Raw genomic sequence first — 16,548 nt, forward strand, 5'->3', positions numbered from 1 at the left:
GGAAAAAAGGCGACATCGCTGCCGCCTTAATCTTAACTTGCCTGGGAAGACGCTTCGTCAGCTCCTGGAAGCGTTTCAGGAAGCTGCGGCGCAAAGCCACGTAAACCAACCACATGTACGTGCTCGGTATTCTGGAATACCTTACGCACCAGTTTGTAGGTGGTGCCTTTCTCCGGGCTAATATTTTCTGGCGCCGCGATGATGAGCTGCATTTGCAAACGCTCACACAATTCAAACAGCGTGGCGATAGAACGAGCATCCAGTCGCGCTGCTTCATCGAGGAACAACAGGCGGCAAGGAGAAATGTCTTTACCGCGCAGGCGGCGTGATTCATCTTCCCAGCTCTGTACCACCATAACCAGAATCGACATACCTGTACCAATTGCTTCACCGGTAGATAGTGCGCCCGATTCCGCACGCAGCCAGCCATCGGAACCACGGTTAACCTCAACTTCCATCTCCAGGTAGTTGCGGTAATCCAGCAGTTCTTCACCAATGGTCTGCGGTGTGCGCTGGCCCATATCAATCTGCGGGTTAAGGCGCTGATACAGTTTCGCCAGAGCTTCCGAGAAGGTCAGACGGTTGCTGTTAAACAGATCCTGATGTTGTTCATGCTGTTCAGAAAGGACATCCAGCAGCATGGCGTGAGTTTCACGCACGTTCACGTTCAGACGCACGCTGTTCACCTGACCGAACGACACGTTCTGCAATCCCTGGTTGAGCATACGGATACGGTTCTGTTCGCGCTGAATGGTTTTGCGAATAATGTTCGCCACGCTGCGGGAACTGATCGCCAGTTTCTGTTCGCGGGAAGTTAACTCTTCAGTCAGACGGCTAAGTTCGATTTCCATCTGCTCGATAGCTTCCACCGGATCATCGGTACGAATAATATCCTGACGAATACGTTCGCGCAGATGCTGGTAAACCGCCACGAAGAACTGAATTTTACGTTCCGGACGTTTTGGATCTTCCGACATACGCAGCACGTCGCGTAGATGTTCGTTATCCGCTACCGCCAGACGCAGCGCACCTAACGCCTTATCCGACATGGAACGCAAATCATCAGCGGAGAGATAAGCCAGCTCGCGACGATGTAAGCGGCGCTCAACGCCATTATCTTTCACCATGCGCATGACTGCACACCAGCCCGCTTTGGCGGTCACCACCTGCTCGCGCATCTCAAAGTAATCACGTTCCAGCTTGCGCAGTTTGCGGGTCAGGTTGTCCATCTCCGCTTCGCAGAAGGTAAGTGCTTTTTCCAGTTGGTTGCGACGTGAACGGTTATTGCTCAGTTGCGCATGTAATTCGTCACGGCGAATACGCGCCCGTTCTTCTGCCCCGCTATCGGCACGCACACCGATATCCTGCAATTCGCGTTGCAGATCGTTAAGCAGCTCTTTTTTGGTGTCGTAAGAACTTTTCAGCGAGGCCAGTACCTGGTTGTACTGGCTCAACTGCGCTGCGTGACCACGCAACGCTTCACGAGCGCGGGTACGTTCCGCTTCCGCCTGCTCCAGACGCTCACGCAGTTTTTCGTTGAGATCGCTGTTACCGCTGAGCATTTCTGCCGAGTCGGAGTAGCTAAAGTGCGCACGACGCTGCACCACTTCAGTCAGGGCAAATGCCTGCTGACGGGCATCTCGCTGCATTTGCTGGGAGTACGCGTAATCTTCTTTTAACTGTTCGAACTGTTCCGGGTCGCTCTGCAACACCGAAACCATCGGCTCCAGTTTTGCAAGTTGATTACCGAACTGCTGAACAAAACGCGCGGCTTCCTGTGCTTCATCCAGACGTTCACGGATTTCATCGACGCGATCCGCCAGGCTGTCATCAGCCAACAGGTTGAGACGCGGCAGAATGCGGTTTAGCGCCGTAACGCCCTCTTTCGCCTGCTCAAACTGAATACGCTGCTGCTGGTTATCATTTTCATGATTACTCAACGCCCGCTCCAGCTCGACGCGACGGCTGTTGAGTTGGCGGATTTCGGCTTCCGGATCGGACTCAAACGCCACCGCCAGATGGCTGCCGATAAAGCGGCTAAATGCCTGATGCAGACGCTGGGTTTTTTGTACATCAAAGGAGAGCGTAGCAAAACGTTCAGAGAGCACTTCACGCTCGGCATGAAGACTTTCAATACGGCTTTCGCGCGCCGCACGACCAAACAGCGGAACTTCCGGGAAGCGTGAGTAACGCCACTGACGGTCGGCAACTTTCACCACCACCGCTTTTTCCAGCTCATCAACGCTGAACACGCTATCATCGAATGACTGCGGATCACCTTCGATCAGATAGAGATCTTCCGGGCAATCGGTTAAACCTTCCAGTTGTTCGGCAATCTGCGACAGATCCGGCACGACGATCGCGTGCCGAGACGGGCCATATAGCGCAGAGAAGTACGGCGCATCTTCAAGGCTAACGTCGTCATAAATTTCTGACAGCAGCACGCCGCCAAAACGTTCTGCCAGCGCATTCAGGCGCTGATCTTCAGAGCCGCCCGGCTGACTTAAACGCTCAATCTCTTCGTCAACGGCGTTTTTACGCGCGCCCACTTCGTCACGTTCAACAATCGCTTCGCGCTCACGCTCCAGCAACTGTTGCATGTATTCAGTGACGTCCTGACTGGAAGTGAACTCTTCACCGCACTGCTCGCTCAACTGATTGAGGCTGTTTTGCGCCGCCAGCCAAACCGGCGCACGCTGCATCAGACTCTGAATGCGTGATTGCAGTTGTTCCTGTTCCTGACGCAGCGCCATGCGCTCTTCACGGGCGTTAGACACGCTGTCAGAAAGAGAGGCAATGCGCGCTTCCAGTTCCTGATGCAGGGCTTCCAGTTCGTCGATATCGAAATTCTTGCCCTGACGTTTGCAGAATTCTGCCAGCAGTCGTTCGGCTTCTTGCTGCTCGCGCAGACGCTGTTCCAGTTCGCTTAAGCGCATCCGTAGCGGCTGAACCTGTTCTGCCAGGTGGCGCTGATCGACCCCTTCGCGCAGCAGTTCGCGGGCGACCTCCCACGCTTCGTTACGCGCCAGCGGACCGTTGATTGCCACCACCAGTTGATAAGCCTGCTCAAACTGACTGTGCGCGGTTTGCGCCATGCTCATCTTCTGCTCAAGGGAGAGCATTTTTTCGGTCGCTTCCAGCTCTTTTGCCTGGAAGGTTTCCAGCCATTCGGCGGCGCTGTCGGCGGTTAAGTCCGGCAGATGACACAATTCTTTGGCACGATTAAGCGCAGCAATCGCCTGGTTGTACTGGATCGCGCGCGTTTGCTGGACGTCCAGCGCCTGCTGGTAGTCAGCAAGCTGGCTTTTCAGCTCATCCACTTCCAGTTCGGCGGCTTCCGCACGCGCTTCGTTCTCTTCCTGGCGCTCGATGGCTTCTGCCACCACTTCGTTTTGCTCTTCCAGACGGATCTGCAGCTCATCGAGATCCGCTTCGTAACGTTCGATCTTTTCCTGCTGACGCAGTGCAGTCTGCACCAGGTTCAGGTGATCGCTGGCCGCCTGATAATCCGCTTCCAGATCGCCTTCGGCACCGTTGTGCTCTGCCAGCTCACGCGCCATATCGACGTGTTTGTACTGTTCCGCCGCCAGTTGCTGACGCGAAGTATGTAGCTCACGACGAAACTCCAGAGCTTTGTCGAGATGGACACGGCGCTCGTTGGCGTGACGCATGTAGTCCGCCGCCACATAGTTGGTGGCTTCGCTAATCAGATGCTTGAACAAGTCACGGTCAGACTGGGTGACACGAATCGCTTCCAGCGTCATGCGGTTTTCACGCAGCGCCGCTTCCATGTCCTGGAACGCTTTACGCACACCGCTGTTTTCTGGCAGCAGGTAGTCGCGCAGAGAACGGGTAATGGCGCTGGAAATACCGCCGTACAGCGAGGCTTCGATCAGACGATAGAATTTACTACGATCAGAAGCAGAACGCAGACGACGCGCGATGATGCCCAGATCGAACATCAGCGAATGGTAATCGGTGATGGAGTTGAACTGCTTAAACTGCACGCCTTCCATCGCCTCGAGCTTGTCTTTCAGCTCGTTAAGCGGCAGCACGCGCGCCTGACGTTCGTTCAGGGTTTCGGTCACCAGTTGCGTCGGCTGCACCGACATCGGCAAGCCCTGAATGGCAAACGGTTTGATATCAACTTTACGATCGCGCCCGGCAACCTGTTGTAGACGCACACCAACCACCACGCGCTGGTGGCGCGAGTTGATGGTGTCAAGCATCGAATAACAGACCCCCGCTTTTAGCTTACCGTGCAGGCCTTTATCTCGCGAACCGCTGGTAGCCCCGGCTTCCGTGGTGTTACGGAAATGCAACAAGGTCAGGTCGGGGATAAGCGCCGTAACGAACGCCGCCATAGTGGTGGATTTACCCGCACCGTTACCGCCGGAAAGCGTCGTGACCAGCTCATCAAGGTCAAAGGTACGGGCAAAAAAGCCGTTCCAGTTAATCAGCGTCAGTGAGCGAAATTTACCGCGTTCAATCATTATTCTTCCTCTCCGCTATCTGGCTGATTCTCTTCAGTTTCGTCGTTGAGTTGCAGGTGGTTTTCCAGCGACATAGCTTCACCATCGCGAATCAGGCGACGCTGAGCTTCGCGCGGATCGTCGCCCGCACGGACATCCGCACCGAAACGGAACACCGATTCAGTAATGCGGAACTTGCTGCTGTCGTGCCCCATAAACCACACCATGCCTAAGCGGCGCAGACGGTTGAGCGAAGAACGTACTTTTTCCTGCAACTTCTGGCGATCCACGTCCGAACCGGTAGAACGGTTGTTTACCAGTTTCAGCAGTTTCGCTTCATCGGCCAGGGTGAGCAGTTCATCATACAATTCCTGCTGAGTAAAAATCCCCTCGTTCGCCAGCCGTTCCGGGCTGAGATAGAGATAACAGAGGATTTTCCCGACCATCATGTCCAGTTCCGACAATACGGAGCGCGGGATAATAGTGGTAGAACGTGGGCGTAAATAGAAAAAACCTTCCGGCGCGCGAATAAGCTCCACGTTATAACGTGCGTAAAACTCTTCCAGATATTCCTGAAAATCCATCAGGAATGCATGATTATCCAGTTCGTCGAGGCCAATATGACGGCCTGAACGCAGGGCGCTATCCAGCGCCGGAAATAACGGATTCGCCAGCGCCTGCGCCAGCTTAACCGGCATCACTTGTTCAATATTTGTCGATGACATGCGCCTGTACCTTGGCTCCGTAATCATTAATCGGCTGCCATTTCGCAGGCAGTCCGGTGAAATCTGCTTGCGCTACGCCGAGGCGTACCGCCTGATCAATAACAATACGCGCAACGTCAAAGTGACGCGCACGTGGATACTGCGCCAGATATTCGCGTACCACCAGACCAAGATCCAGCGGTACTTGTCTGGTTTTGTACACGGCGAGCTGTTCTTCGATGATCGCCGCCAGTTGTTCGCGGATCTCGTTGAACTCTTCGTACTCTAAATCTGGCGGAAGCTCCCCGGTCACTTCTTCGTCGCGCAGTGCCATCTCTTCGTCACGCATATCCAGCAGACGATCGGCATTCGCGTAAGTCAGCGCCCACGGCTCATCAAAATAGGTTTGTACCGACTGACGTAAACGCTGGGCAAAGACGCGGTTTTTATCCATATCGATAGCAGTACGGATAAATTTGTGTACGTGGCGATCGTAGCCAATCCACAAGTCGATAGATTGCTGTCCCCAGCTGATAATACGATCGAGCTTACTTTGCAGATCGAACACCAGACTATCGACAAAATGCAGATCGTCATGCGTCATGGTCGCATCCTGAATGCGCAACAGGTTAGCCTGCAATTTGTCACCTGCCGCTTCCAGCGTATCCTGCAATTCACGCAGCGTACCGGAGGTTTCTGAAAGCAACAATTCGCAGCTGGAGATCGCCGCCCGCCAGTCTTTATTCAGCAACTGAGCGATGTCATCTTTCACCTGCTGCTGCTGCTCATCCATCAGGCGTTGCGTCAGATCGATGCTGTCGAAAATTTCTGCTACCGAATATTTCAGCGGCGCATAGACATTGCGGTGCCAGTGAAACTCATCACCGCCCTCTTCTGCCGCATCCGCCGCACGCTTCAGTTCGCCTGCAACGATCGACAACTGCATAGAAAGACGCAGCGTAGAAAACTCGCGCTGACGGATATAGTAGTCAGTAATGCCGATGCCGAGCGGCGTCAGACGATATATAGCGTTCCCTTCCGCCTGCTCACTGGTAAAGCGGTTCAGCAGACGTTGACGCACCATGTCGTTGATCGCGTTGTTGGCGCGCACGCCGATGGTTTCGCTGGTTTGCTCAAACGCATCACTCACATGGCGGAATGCATCCACCAGCTCGCCTTCACTCATCTCACCATCCAGACGCTCGCCATTCAGCGTGGCAACCGCCAGCAGAAAAGAGAGTCGGTCTACCGGCAGCGAGATGGAGAAGTCATTTTTTCTGGCCCAGGCAACCAGTTCGGGGACTGTCTGGGAAAATTCACTCATACTTTATCCTTGCTCTGCGGTTTGCGCGCGGTGACATGAATATAACGCCCCAGGCTGATATACGGTTCCTGGCGGCAATAACGCGTTTCTAATTCAAGTAATGCTTCGTAGCAGTCGCGCTGCTGGTGCTTTTCACGCAGATAATCATGAAACACGCGAACGCCGGTTTTACCCATAATTTGCCAGCCAGCTTCTTCCAGCCACTGATATACCTGCGCCGGGTCGCGTGGATAGTCTGGCGAAAGCGTCCGTTTTTTCTTTTTCGGCATTCCCGCCTGCACGTAATCAAAATTTCCTGCGACCATGTTATGCATCAGCAAGCCGTGCGCATTGTAGAACATTAATGACAACATGCCGCCTGGGCGCAACACTGACCACAATGTTTGCAATACGCTGCGGGGGTCAGCCACCCATTCCAGCACCGCATGGAACAATATCAGATCAACGGGCGTTTCCAAATGCGAAGCAACGTCCTGAGCGGCGCAATGTATAAATTGCATGTTGTCGCTCACACCTTTAGCTTCTGCCGCCTGCTTTGCGCGGTCGATCATCTGGGCGGAGAGATCGCATAAAATGACCTGATGCCCACGTTCGGCCATTTTGATCGCAGTCTGTCCTTCTCCACCACCGGCATCCAGCACGCACAGTTTTTGCGGCTCCATATCCACCAGTACACGATCAAGATCCTGCCACAGAATAGCCTGTCGAAGCTGTCCTTTGGTGGTGCCGTAAATGTTACGGGAAAACTTTTCCGCAATGTCATCAAAATTGCGATCCTGCATTGCTTTCTCCACCGGTTGGCTAAGACGTTTTCTGATAAAGGCGCTATTTTGTCACAGCCACGGCGAGAATGAACCCGTCTGGTGTAATATCACTGCCGATCCCTCGCTATATGGTTAAAAAAGGAACCAGAAAGGATGCTTTTTACACTGAAAAAAGTGATTGGCGGTATGCTACTGCCACTTCCGCTAATGTTGTTGATTATCGGTGTGGGTCTGGTGCTACTGTGGTTTAGCCGTTTTCAAAAAACCGGAAAGATATTTATTAGCGCAGGATGGCTGGCGCTTTTGTTATTAAGTTTGCAACCGGTAGCCGACCGCCTGCTGCGTCCCATCGAAAGTACTTATCCGACATGGAATAATGCACAAAAAGTGGACTATATCGTGGTGCTCGGAGGTGGTTATACCTGGAACCCGCAGTGGGCACCAAGTTCAAATTTAATCAATAATAGTTTGCCGCGCCTGAATGAAGGTATTCGTTTATGGCGCGAGAATCCGGGATCAAAACTGATCTTCACGGGAGGCGTGGCAAAAACCAATACGGTGAGTACAGCCGAAGTGGGTGCCAGAGTAGCGCAATCGCTGGGCGTACCGCGCGAACAAATTATTACGCTGGATTTGCCAAAAGATACCGAAGAAGAAGCAGCCGCAGTGAAACAGGCAATTGGTGACGCCCCTTTCCTGCTGGTGACATCTGCGTCTCATTTGCCACGCGCGATGATCTTTTTCCAACAGGAAGGTCTGAATCCGCTGCCAGCCCCGGCGAATCAGCTGGCAATCGACTCACCGCTTAATCCGTGGGAACGGGCAATTCCCTCTCCGGTCTGGTTGATGCATAGCGACCGAGTCGGCTATGAAACGCTTGGTCGCATCTGGCAGTGGCTGAAAGGTTCGTCAGGCGAGCCAGGGAAGGAGTGATTTTGATGCCAGATCGAAGTTGCGCCGGCTAAACCGTCCGGTATTGACCAGTTGCGCAACTTCATCCCATAACACATACAGCCAACGCCGCCAGATGAACGACTCCGCCACTGGCGCACGTTGCAGGTAACTCCAGAGTAAATCTTCTGCCAGAGTGTTATCCATCAACCGGAACAACTCATACTCACGTGGCGCCCAAAGCATGAGGCCTGGCCCTACCATCGCCAGTAACTGATCGCTACGAGAATCTTTCAACATGCTGCGCAAACAGAAATTGCCATGGATCAGCACACAATTGTCGTTAAATCCTTCAAATAATGCCGGAAGACATTCGCGGGTGCGGAACAGGATACGCTTATCCTGCATCGTTAATCCGGTGTTATGGAACTGATTGAGCGTGGTCCATAGCACTTCAACATGTTGCCGATACCATGAGGGCCAGAAATTTTCCTGAGTATTGTCGACTGCACCGACGCAACCGCGACTGTCCTGTCGGTGCCAGGCCAGCAGAGCTTCAACAATTTGCTCTTTCAGATGATCCCAACGTTCCGGTGTACGCGCGGGTGCTTCCACAGAAACACCACGCATCCGCTCCAGTAACAGGACATCGGGGCCAGGATGTTCTTCATGTGTCATCACGCCATAGATGGTTGGCATACGAATAGTCCCACTGCGTGCCAGCATGGTGGTTTTCCATGCCAACTGGCGGGCTTGTCCTGGCGTACTAAAGCTTCTCGCCATTAACGGCATTGGGTTTCCCTGGCTGTCATACAAAGCCCACAACGCCGTATCTGCTTTTTCATTGACGCACTCAATACGACTGAGTTTTTCGCCAAGTAAATGGCTTAATTCGGCACGCAGCTGTTCCATTCAGATTACCCTCATAAAAGCTACTGCCTTCATAATGAGCGCCAATGTAAAAGATGTCACCTGAATGAGATCAATTGTTGAAAAGAAAAATGAGGAAAATCGTAACGGTACGACACTCCCCCACAATCAGGTGGAGTGTCGTGAAATTAGCTTAGAGCATTTCAGCGCGAACGCGCTCGAGATCTTCAGGGGTATCCACTCCTGTACCAGGAACTTCCTGGGCAACAGCAACGTGGATTTTTTCGCCATACCACAGTACGCGAAGCTGCTCTAACATTTCGATGTGTTCTAACGGACTTGGCTGCCAGTTGACATAACGACGGATAAAGCCTGCACGGTAGCCATAAATACCAAGATGACGCAGGAAGTTATCACCAACGGTTTCCAGACCTTTTGCAAAACGGTCACGATCCCACGGAATGGTGGCACGCGAGAAGTAAAGCGCATAACCTTCAGCGTCAAGCACCACTTTAACCGCATTCGGATTAAAGGCTTCTTCCGCACTGTGGATAGGTACAGCAAGGGTTGCCATGCCTACTTCACGCTGGGCGAGATTATCAGCAACCTGACGAATGATTGTCGCAGGGATCATTGGCTCATCGCCCTGCACATTAACAATCACCGTGTCGTCGCTGAACGCGCATTTTTCGACAACTTCCGCCAGGCGTTCGGTGCCTGACTGATGATCGGCGCGCGTCATGCACACTTCCCCCCCAGCAGCTTCAACAGCGCGGGCAACATCTTGATGATCGGTTGCGACAATGATGCGATCGGCTCCTGACTCGCGGGCGCGGTCAAGAACATGAACGATCATCGGCTTACCGTTAATATCGACCAACGGTTTACCTGGCAGACGCGTAGAAGCGTAGCGTGCAGGAATAATCACCACAAAACTCATGATTTACTCTCATCAGCAGTCAGCACGCGGGCTTCCGTTTCCAACAGCACTGGGATGCCATCGCGCAGCGGGAAAGCCAGGTTATCCAGTTTGCAGATCAGTTCTTGTTTTTCCTGGTTATACCAAAGTTTGCCGTTGCAAACCGGGCAGGCAACGATTTCGAGCAGACGATGATCCATAGTTCCTCCAGATGGATCGGGTTATGAATGCATAAATCTTATCATAATCATTTATGCTCAGGGGGCTATTTCCCAGCCTGTGCGGCAATCACTAAAGAGACCGTGTGGGCAGCCCCCTAATGTCACTCGCGTTGCCTGCTGCCAGCCAGCAAAATCTGTAATCGCCTGGCGCAATCCTTTTTGAAGAAAAGCAGTCAGTTTGATGCCATCCTGTAACCAAAGGGAGATAACTTCAAGGACGCCCGTCTGGCGATGCATTTTGGCATCCATTCGCCCGACTAATTGTCCACGATGCAGTAACGGCAGAACGAAATAGCCATACTGACGTTTCAGTGCCGGCGTGTAGCATTCCAGCCGGTAGCTAAAATCAAAGAGTTGCTCTGCACGTTTACGATCCCAGACGACAGGGTCAAAGGGTGACAGTACAGTGCTATGCGTCGCGGTGAGTTTTCCCGCGAGAGCTGTTTCGAGAAGAGGCAACAAATCAGTATGCAGCCAGAGTTGTCCTAACCTCTCCACATTTACGGGGATAATTTTCCGCTGTTCAGCACGCACATCACGCCAGGCAGCCAGCGCCGGGCGTTTAAGGCGATAGTAATCTGTCAGCCACTGTTCGCGAAATATTCCCAGGCTACGCGCGCTGTTATCCAGCATCGTGATTTCTGCTTCTGTTTGCGAAACGAGGTCACACTTATCATCCCAGTGCGGCATGACGCGATGGGTTAAATCATATATGCGCTGGAAATTACGCCTTTCAATCACCATAACCTTTCCAGCAGTAAACAGCCCTTCCAGATGGCGTTTATGCGGCTTCCACTCCCACCAACCGCTTGCCCCTTTGCGGGGATGAGCAAAATCGGCTGAACGTACGGGTCCGTTATCCTGAATGTACTGAAGTAACTGTTCAATTTCTTCCGCATGTTCCCGCATCCAGGCGTCTTGATATTTCCAGCCCATTTTTTCTGGCGCCAGCATCCGGTGGCGAATGAGATGAAAATCACTACGCGGCATAAAGCAGGCTTCATGCGCCCAGTATTCCATTAATTCGCCATGCGCCAGCGACTCGTCCAGCCACTGCGGAGGATAATTACCCAGACGACTAAAAAGCACCAAATAAGGGCTGCGGGCAACGATATTGATAGTGTCGATTTGCAGCAAGGACATGCGGGAAATAGCTGCCAGAATATCTTGCGGCAACGCGCGACGACGAGATTTTTTTAACAGGCCTTGCGCAGCGAGATGAAGATTACGCGCATCAGCAAGAGAGATATACGGCAGCGTCATTCATGGCTCCATCAATTGAACGCTGCTGCTGCGAATTAGTTGCCAGAAGCCAGCGAGGAAAGTTGCGCGAGCAGTTTCTCTGGCTCAGCGCCCGAAAACTGTGCGTCAACGGGCAAATACCACCAATTTTCTTCTGCAAAGCCCTGGCATTTCACCGCATCTTTTTCAGTCATAACCAGTGTTTGCCCGGCACTTAACAATGCGCTGACATCCACATGATTCAAAGACTGATGATCGGACAACGGCACACATTTTTCCGGTTGCACACCACACATATTCAGCGTGGCAAAAAAGCGCGGCGGATGACCAATCCCCGCCATTGCCACCACATGTTCAAGCTGTGCAATGTCACAACGAGCACCGGTACGCAAATTCACTGCCTGACCCGGTATTAAATTCATCGGAATTTCACCATCACGCGGTACGCCGCCATTGACGATTACCGCATCAACCGATTTTAAACGCCCTGCGCGCTCGCGCATTGGCCCCGCAGGCAGCCACCAGCCATTGCCAAAGCGACGCACACCATCAATGACGACAATTTCCACATCTCGTGCCAGACGATAATGTTGTAGACCGTCGTCGGTTACGATGAGCTGCACATCAGGATGTTGCGCAAGAATGGCTTTTACCGCATCAGAACGGACGGGAGAAACTGCAACAGGCGCGCCAGTACGCTGATAAATCAGCACAGGTTCATCACCCGCCTGTGCTGTGGTGGTCTCTGCCGACAATAACATCGGATACGACTCGGCCTTACCGCCATAGCCCCGGGATACAACACCAACACGAACACCGCGTTTTTGCAGTTGTTCTACCAGCCAGACAACGACCGGTGTTTTCCCGTTACCACCTGCGGTGAGATTACCGACCACCACAACAGGCACTGGGGCACGCCATGCGCGCTTCAGTTTTAGTTTATAGCAAAGACGGATAGCGCCACTCACCAGGCCATACAACCAGGAGAGTGGCAGCAACAGCCGCCACAAAGGGGATTCACCAGACCAGATTTTTTCGATCATTGACCAAATTGCATTTTGTGAAGTTGCGCGTAGACACCACGGTGCTCAAGCAAATCGTTATGCGTGCCGCGTTCCACAATGACACCATCCTCAACGACCACAATTTCGTCTGCCTTTTCAATGGTAGACAAACGGTGAGCAATCACCAGTGAGGTACGGTTTTTCTGTAGCTCGTCAAGCGCCGCCTGAATCGCACGTTCGGATTCTGTATCCAGTGCCGAGGTGGCTTCATCAAGGATCAGAATTGGACTGTCACGCAACAAAGCTCGAGCAATAGCGATACGCTGGCGTTGACCGCCAGAGAGCAACACGCCGTTTTCACCAATCACCGTATCAAGACCGTTATCCATCTTATTGATAAAGTCCATGGCATAAGCCATACGCGCCGCTTCTTCAATTTGCTCACGGCTGTACTGGTCTGTACGTGCGTAAGCAATATTGTTGGCAACCGTATCGTTAAACAAATGGACATTCTGCGATACCAGTGCAACCTGGTTACGTAACGACGCCAGGGTATACTCGCGCAGATCGTGACCATCCATTAGGATCTCGCCTTCATCAATATCGTAAAAACGCGTGATCAGGCTGGCGATAGTTGATTTACCCGAACCCGAACGCCCTACCAGAGCCACTGTTTTCCCTGCTGGAATCTTCAGGTTGATATTACGCAGCGCAGGGACTTCACGCCCCGGATAGGTAAAGGTGACATTGCGAAATTCGACGTCGCCAGTAGCACGCTCAATCTCGCGTTTACCTTCGTCTTTCTCCTGTTCACTATCCAGAATGGTAAACAGCGTCTGACAGGCCGCCATACCACGCTGGAATTGGGCGTTAACGTTGGTCAGCGATTTCAGCGGACGCATCAGTGCAATCATCGAAGAGAAGACAACGGTGATCGTACCGGCTGTCAGGCTATCCATTACACTTGGGAAGCTCGCAGCGTAGAGAACAAATGCCAGCGCCAGAGAGGCAATCAGCTGAATGATCGGGTCAGAGATGGAAGAGGCAGATACCATCTTCATCCCCTGCAAACGCATCTTGTTGCTGACCTTATCAAAACGCTTCGTTTCTACTTCCTGGCCGCCAAAAATCAATACTTCTTTGTGGCCTTTCAGCATCTGTTCAGCACTGGTGGTCACCTGCCCCATTGTGTTCTGCATGTTTTTGCTGATGCTGCGAAAACGCTTCGATACGATACGAATCGCAATCGAGACGATCGGCGCCAGCACAATCAAAATGATCGACAACTGCCAGCTGTAATAGAACATCATGGCGAACAGACCGATAATGGAAGCACCTTCACGCACCACCGTAATCAGCGCGCCGGAAGACGACGAAGCAACCTGTTCAGAATCGTAAGTAATACGTGAAAGCAGTGTCCCGGTAGACTGTTTGTCAAAAAATGACACCGGCATTCCCATCATGTGGCCGAACAGACGGCGACGCATGGTCATTACCACTTTTCCTGATACCCAGGAAATGCAGTAACTGGAAATATAACTGGTGATACCACGTAAAATCATCAGCCCAATAACCACCAGCGGCATCCACATCAGCACGGAGCGATCGGTTTTACCAAAGCCATCATCGAGAAGTGGCTTAAGGAGCGATAACATGAAGGTATCGCTGGCTGCGTTGAGAATTAACGCTATGCCCGCCACGATCAGACCCGCTTTAAAAGGCGCAATGGTTGGCCACAGTCGGCGGAATGTCTGCCACGTAGAGAGATCTTTGTCGTTATGCATTCAAAAAACCAGCATTTGTTGAAATAGCCGCATATTCTACCCGTTATCCACTGGCACGCCAAACCACTGATGATACCAACGAGGTAAAATTTGCTCCCTTAGGCTGCGTACCTGCCAGCCTTGCGCTGAAAAATCGACGGTTATTTGCCCCTGATGCGAGGTATCAACCCATTGATATCCCTGAAGTTCATAGCGTATTTTAACTTTGCTGGAGGGTAGTCGCCATGCGTTATAGCGCGATGCCGATGCCAGTGCCACTTTTCCATTCACACGCTGAATTAATGGCAATGATGATGAGGTATTACTGCCATGATGGGGCACCTGAAGTAATGTTGCCTGCACGTGTTGCCAGTAACGACTTAGCATTTTTTGTTCAGCGAGTGCTTCAATATCACCGGTTAAAAGAATGCTATACGTTCCGTCATCAACCTTAACCACACAGGAATGGTTATTTCCTTTATCGTTGCTACCTTGTAAAGGCCAGTATGCGCTAAAACGTAATCCTTGCCACTGCCACGCTTCACCGCGCACACAGGGCTGATGATGTTCCCAGTTTAAAGGGCTTCTGACCCATAACGTCGGCCAGACACGTAATATCGAGTCCAGCCCTCCCCGATGATCCAGATGTTCATGACTCAGAATGACGCCTTCCGGTTCAAGGTTATGCCAGCGTAGCCAGGGGACAATCAGTTGTTGCCCGCTGTCACCTTCTGGCCAGGCGAGGCCCGTATCATAGAGAATCGCTTTGCCGTTTCGCGCAATCACCATTGCCAGCCCTTGCCCGACATCAAGCATATACACCTGCCACTCGTCAGACCGTGTTTTTTGCCACAGTGGACAACACATCATAATGCCTCCAGCCACGCACAGCGCAGGCAACGTTCGCCATGCGTTTAGTCGCCATCCTACCAGTAATAACCAGGGAGAAAATGATAGCCATTGCCAACGTTCAGCAACGTTGACCCACCCTTCTGGCAAGCTCTTTAACAACCAGAAAAGTAAAGCCAAAGATCTGTCGGCCAGAAACCATAATCCTTGTTCCACGATTAATGGTCCGCTTAAATGCACTATCATCGCGGCGAGAATCAACGGAACCGTGATAAATGTCACTAAGGGAATAGCGAACAAATTTGCTATAAACGAGGTCAGACTAATGCCATGAAATATGACGATTTGCACGGGCATAAGCAGGAGTGTGATTCCCAGTTGCAAATGAATGAGGGAAACAATTGCACGCAATACCGGCGGCAGTTGCCACTCAGGACAGGGAAACCACTGATACCAAAAAATCAGTGCCGCGACCGCAGCGGCAGAGAGCCATAAACTTTGCGAGAGAATGGCAACAGGATCCATCAGCAAAATTGCCGCCAGACAACATATCCATACATCCCAGCCACTCCACTGTCGCCCACTTAACTTAAGCATTCCCCACGTAGCAAGCGCCACCACGGTACGCAATGCAGGAGGTTGCATTCCCGTCAACCAGGCATAAAAAGTGGCACAGCAAATTCCGCCAATTAATGGCATCTGCCAGTGGATCCAATGACCAGGGAGGAAAATTTGCCCACCGCGAATGAGTCCGGCTGCCAGCAACGCCGCAAAAGCGATGTGCAATCCCGATATCGCCATTAAATGCGCTGTACCAGTATTACGCATAATATCTTTGATTTCTTTGGGCACAGATAACCGTTCACCCATACCTAAGCCAAGAATCACCGCTTTCCACAGATAAGGTTGCAGGGTCGTTTGCAAAGAGGCCAGATATTGCGCCCGCAGACTACACCCCGGTTCAATGATTCTTGCCTGAAGAAAACGCCCGGTTAGAGGCTGGTGCTGGGCAATAGCATAACGCTGGCTGTCAAAGCCACCATCATTAAGCTGACCGTGAACCGCACGAACTCTGAGTTTCATTGACCATTGTTGTCCGGCACAAACCACTTGTGGCAGATACTCGCCATACAGCACAATGCCTGGCGCAGGGAAAAGACGTCGACCTTGTAGATGGGTAATTTGAGCGTAATGAGTGGTTATGCCGTCAGTAGCAGTAATCTCGACAATTGCATCCTGCGTCGCGCCAGTTAAGTTTTCTCCTGCCCACAAAATTTGCTTTGCCGCCAATATGCCCCAAAGGAAAAACAGCAATGTCAGCGTGAAATAACGAACGGCTTTAACAGGAATAAATGCCAGTACGCAGGCGAAGACGGTCAGACTCGCAAGGGTTAATGTCCCAGGCAATTGTGGCAAAATCAGCAGCGGAAAAATTCCGCAAATAATGCATACGCCAACTGTCGTTATTTTCATGCACCCCTCCCTGTTTTCGGAAAGTGTGCAACTTTGTTGAACGGTTGTCTGG

General features: G+C 52.0%; 12 protein-coding genes. 1 reads left to right on the forward strand and 11 read right to left on the reverse strand.

All coding sequences use genetic code 11. The features are described from left to right. Positions 1–32: 32 nt before the first annotated feature. Genes mukB through cmoM form a run of 4 tightly spaced genes read right to left on the reverse strand, consistent with a single transcriptional unit; the run spans position 33 to position 7,282 of the window. Positions 33–4,493, reverse strand: coding sequence for a chromosome partition protein MukB (gene mukB, locus A7589_RS17555; RefSeq protein ID WP_000572686.1), 4,461 nt, complete (start codon positions 4,491–4,493; stop codon positions 33–35). Further along, on the reverse strand, positions 4,493–5,197 hold the full coding sequence (gene mukE / locus A7589_RS17560; RefSeq protein ID WP_010344468.1) for a chromosome partition protein MukE: 705 nt from the start codon (positions 5,195–5,197) through the stop codon (positions 4,493–4,495). The genes mukB and mukE overlap by 1 nt, the downstream gene beginning before the upstream one ends. Beyond that, positions 5,178–6,500: a chromosome partition protein MukF gene (gene mukF, locus A7589_RS17565; protein ID WP_001288859.1), complete on the reverse strand. Its 1,323-nt coding sequence runs from the start codon at positions 6,498–6,500 to the stop codon at positions 5,178–5,180. The genes mukE and mukF overlap by 20 nt, the downstream gene beginning before the upstream one ends. Then, entirely contained in the window at positions 6,497–7,282 is a 786-nt protein-coding gene (gene cmoM / locus A7589_RS17570; protein WP_010349584.1) for a tRNA uridine 5-oxyacetic acid(34) methyltransferase CmoM, read from the reverse strand. Before cmoM ends, mukF begins: the two co-directional genes overlap by 4 nt. A 135-nt stretch (positions 7,283–7,417) precedes the next feature. On the opposite strand from cmoM, the gene elyC reads away from it, so the two are divergent. After that, positions 7,418–8,197, forward strand: coding sequence for an envelope biogenesis factor ElyC (elyC, locus tag A7589_RS17575; protein ID WP_000899558.1), 780 nt, complete (start codon positions 7,418–7,420; stop codon positions 8,195–8,197). Here the strand turns inward: elyC and A7589_RS17580 are convergent. The 7 genes from A7589_RS17580 to A7589_RS17610 form a co-directional block, all read right to left on the reverse strand. Further along, positions 8,174–9,067 (reverse strand): YcbJ family phosphotransferase, encoded by an 894-nt coding sequence (locus tag A7589_RS17580; RefSeq protein ID WP_000436929.1) that lies wholly within the window; start codon positions 9,065–9,067, stop codon positions 8,174–8,176. The two genes, elyC and A7589_RS17580, sit on opposite strands and share 24 nt — an antisense overlap. A 151-nt stretch (positions 9,068–9,218) precedes the next feature. Then, positions 9,219–9,965 carry a 3-deoxy-manno-octulosonate cytidylyltransferase gene (kdsB, locus tag A7589_RS17585; protein ID WP_000011586.1) on the reverse strand — a complete coding sequence of 249 codons (747 nt, stop codon included), beginning with the start codon at positions 9,963–9,965 and terminating at the stop codon, positions 9,219–9,221. Next, positions 9,962–10,144, reverse strand: a complete 183-nt coding sequence (gene ycaR / locus A7589_RS17590) for a protein YcaR (RefSeq protein WP_000350069.1) — start codon at positions 10,142–10,144, stop codon at positions 9,962–9,964. Before ycaR ends, kdsB begins: the two co-directional genes overlap by 4 nt. A gap of 57 nt (positions 10,145–10,201) precedes the next feature. After that, complete coding sequence (ycaQ, locus tag A7589_RS17595; RefSeq protein WP_000174808.1) at positions 10,202–11,428, reverse strand: crosslink repair DNA glycosylase YcaQ; 1,227 nt, start codon at positions 11,426–11,428, stop codon at positions 10,202–10,204. A gap of 35 nt (positions 11,429–11,463) precedes the next feature. Continuing rightward, a complete protein-coding gene (gene lpxK / locus A7589_RS17600; protein ID WP_000570522.1) occupies positions 11,464–12,450 on the reverse strand; it encodes a tetraacyldisaccharide 4'-kinase in 987 nt (328 codons plus the stop codon). Beyond that, positions 12,447–14,195, reverse strand: a complete 1,749-nt coding sequence (gene msbA / locus A7589_RS17605) for a lipid A ABC transporter ATP-binding protein/permease MsbA (protein WP_000551252.1) — start codon at positions 14,193–14,195, stop codon at positions 12,447–12,449. The genes lpxK and msbA overlap by 4 nt, the downstream gene beginning before the upstream one ends. A 36-nt stretch (positions 14,196–14,231) precedes the next feature. Then, a complete protein-coding gene (locus tag A7589_RS17610) occupies positions 14,232–16,496 on the reverse strand; it encodes a ComEC family protein (protein WP_000705719.1) in 2,265 nt (754 codons plus the stop codon). Between the last annotated feature and the right edge of the window lie 52 nt (positions 16,497–16,548).

The sequence above is a fragment of the Escherichia sp. MOD1-EC6475 genome (assembly GCF_003046645.1).
GTDB lineage: Bacteria > Pseudomonadota > Gammaproteobacteria > Enterobacterales > Enterobacteriaceae > Escherichia > Escherichia ruysiae.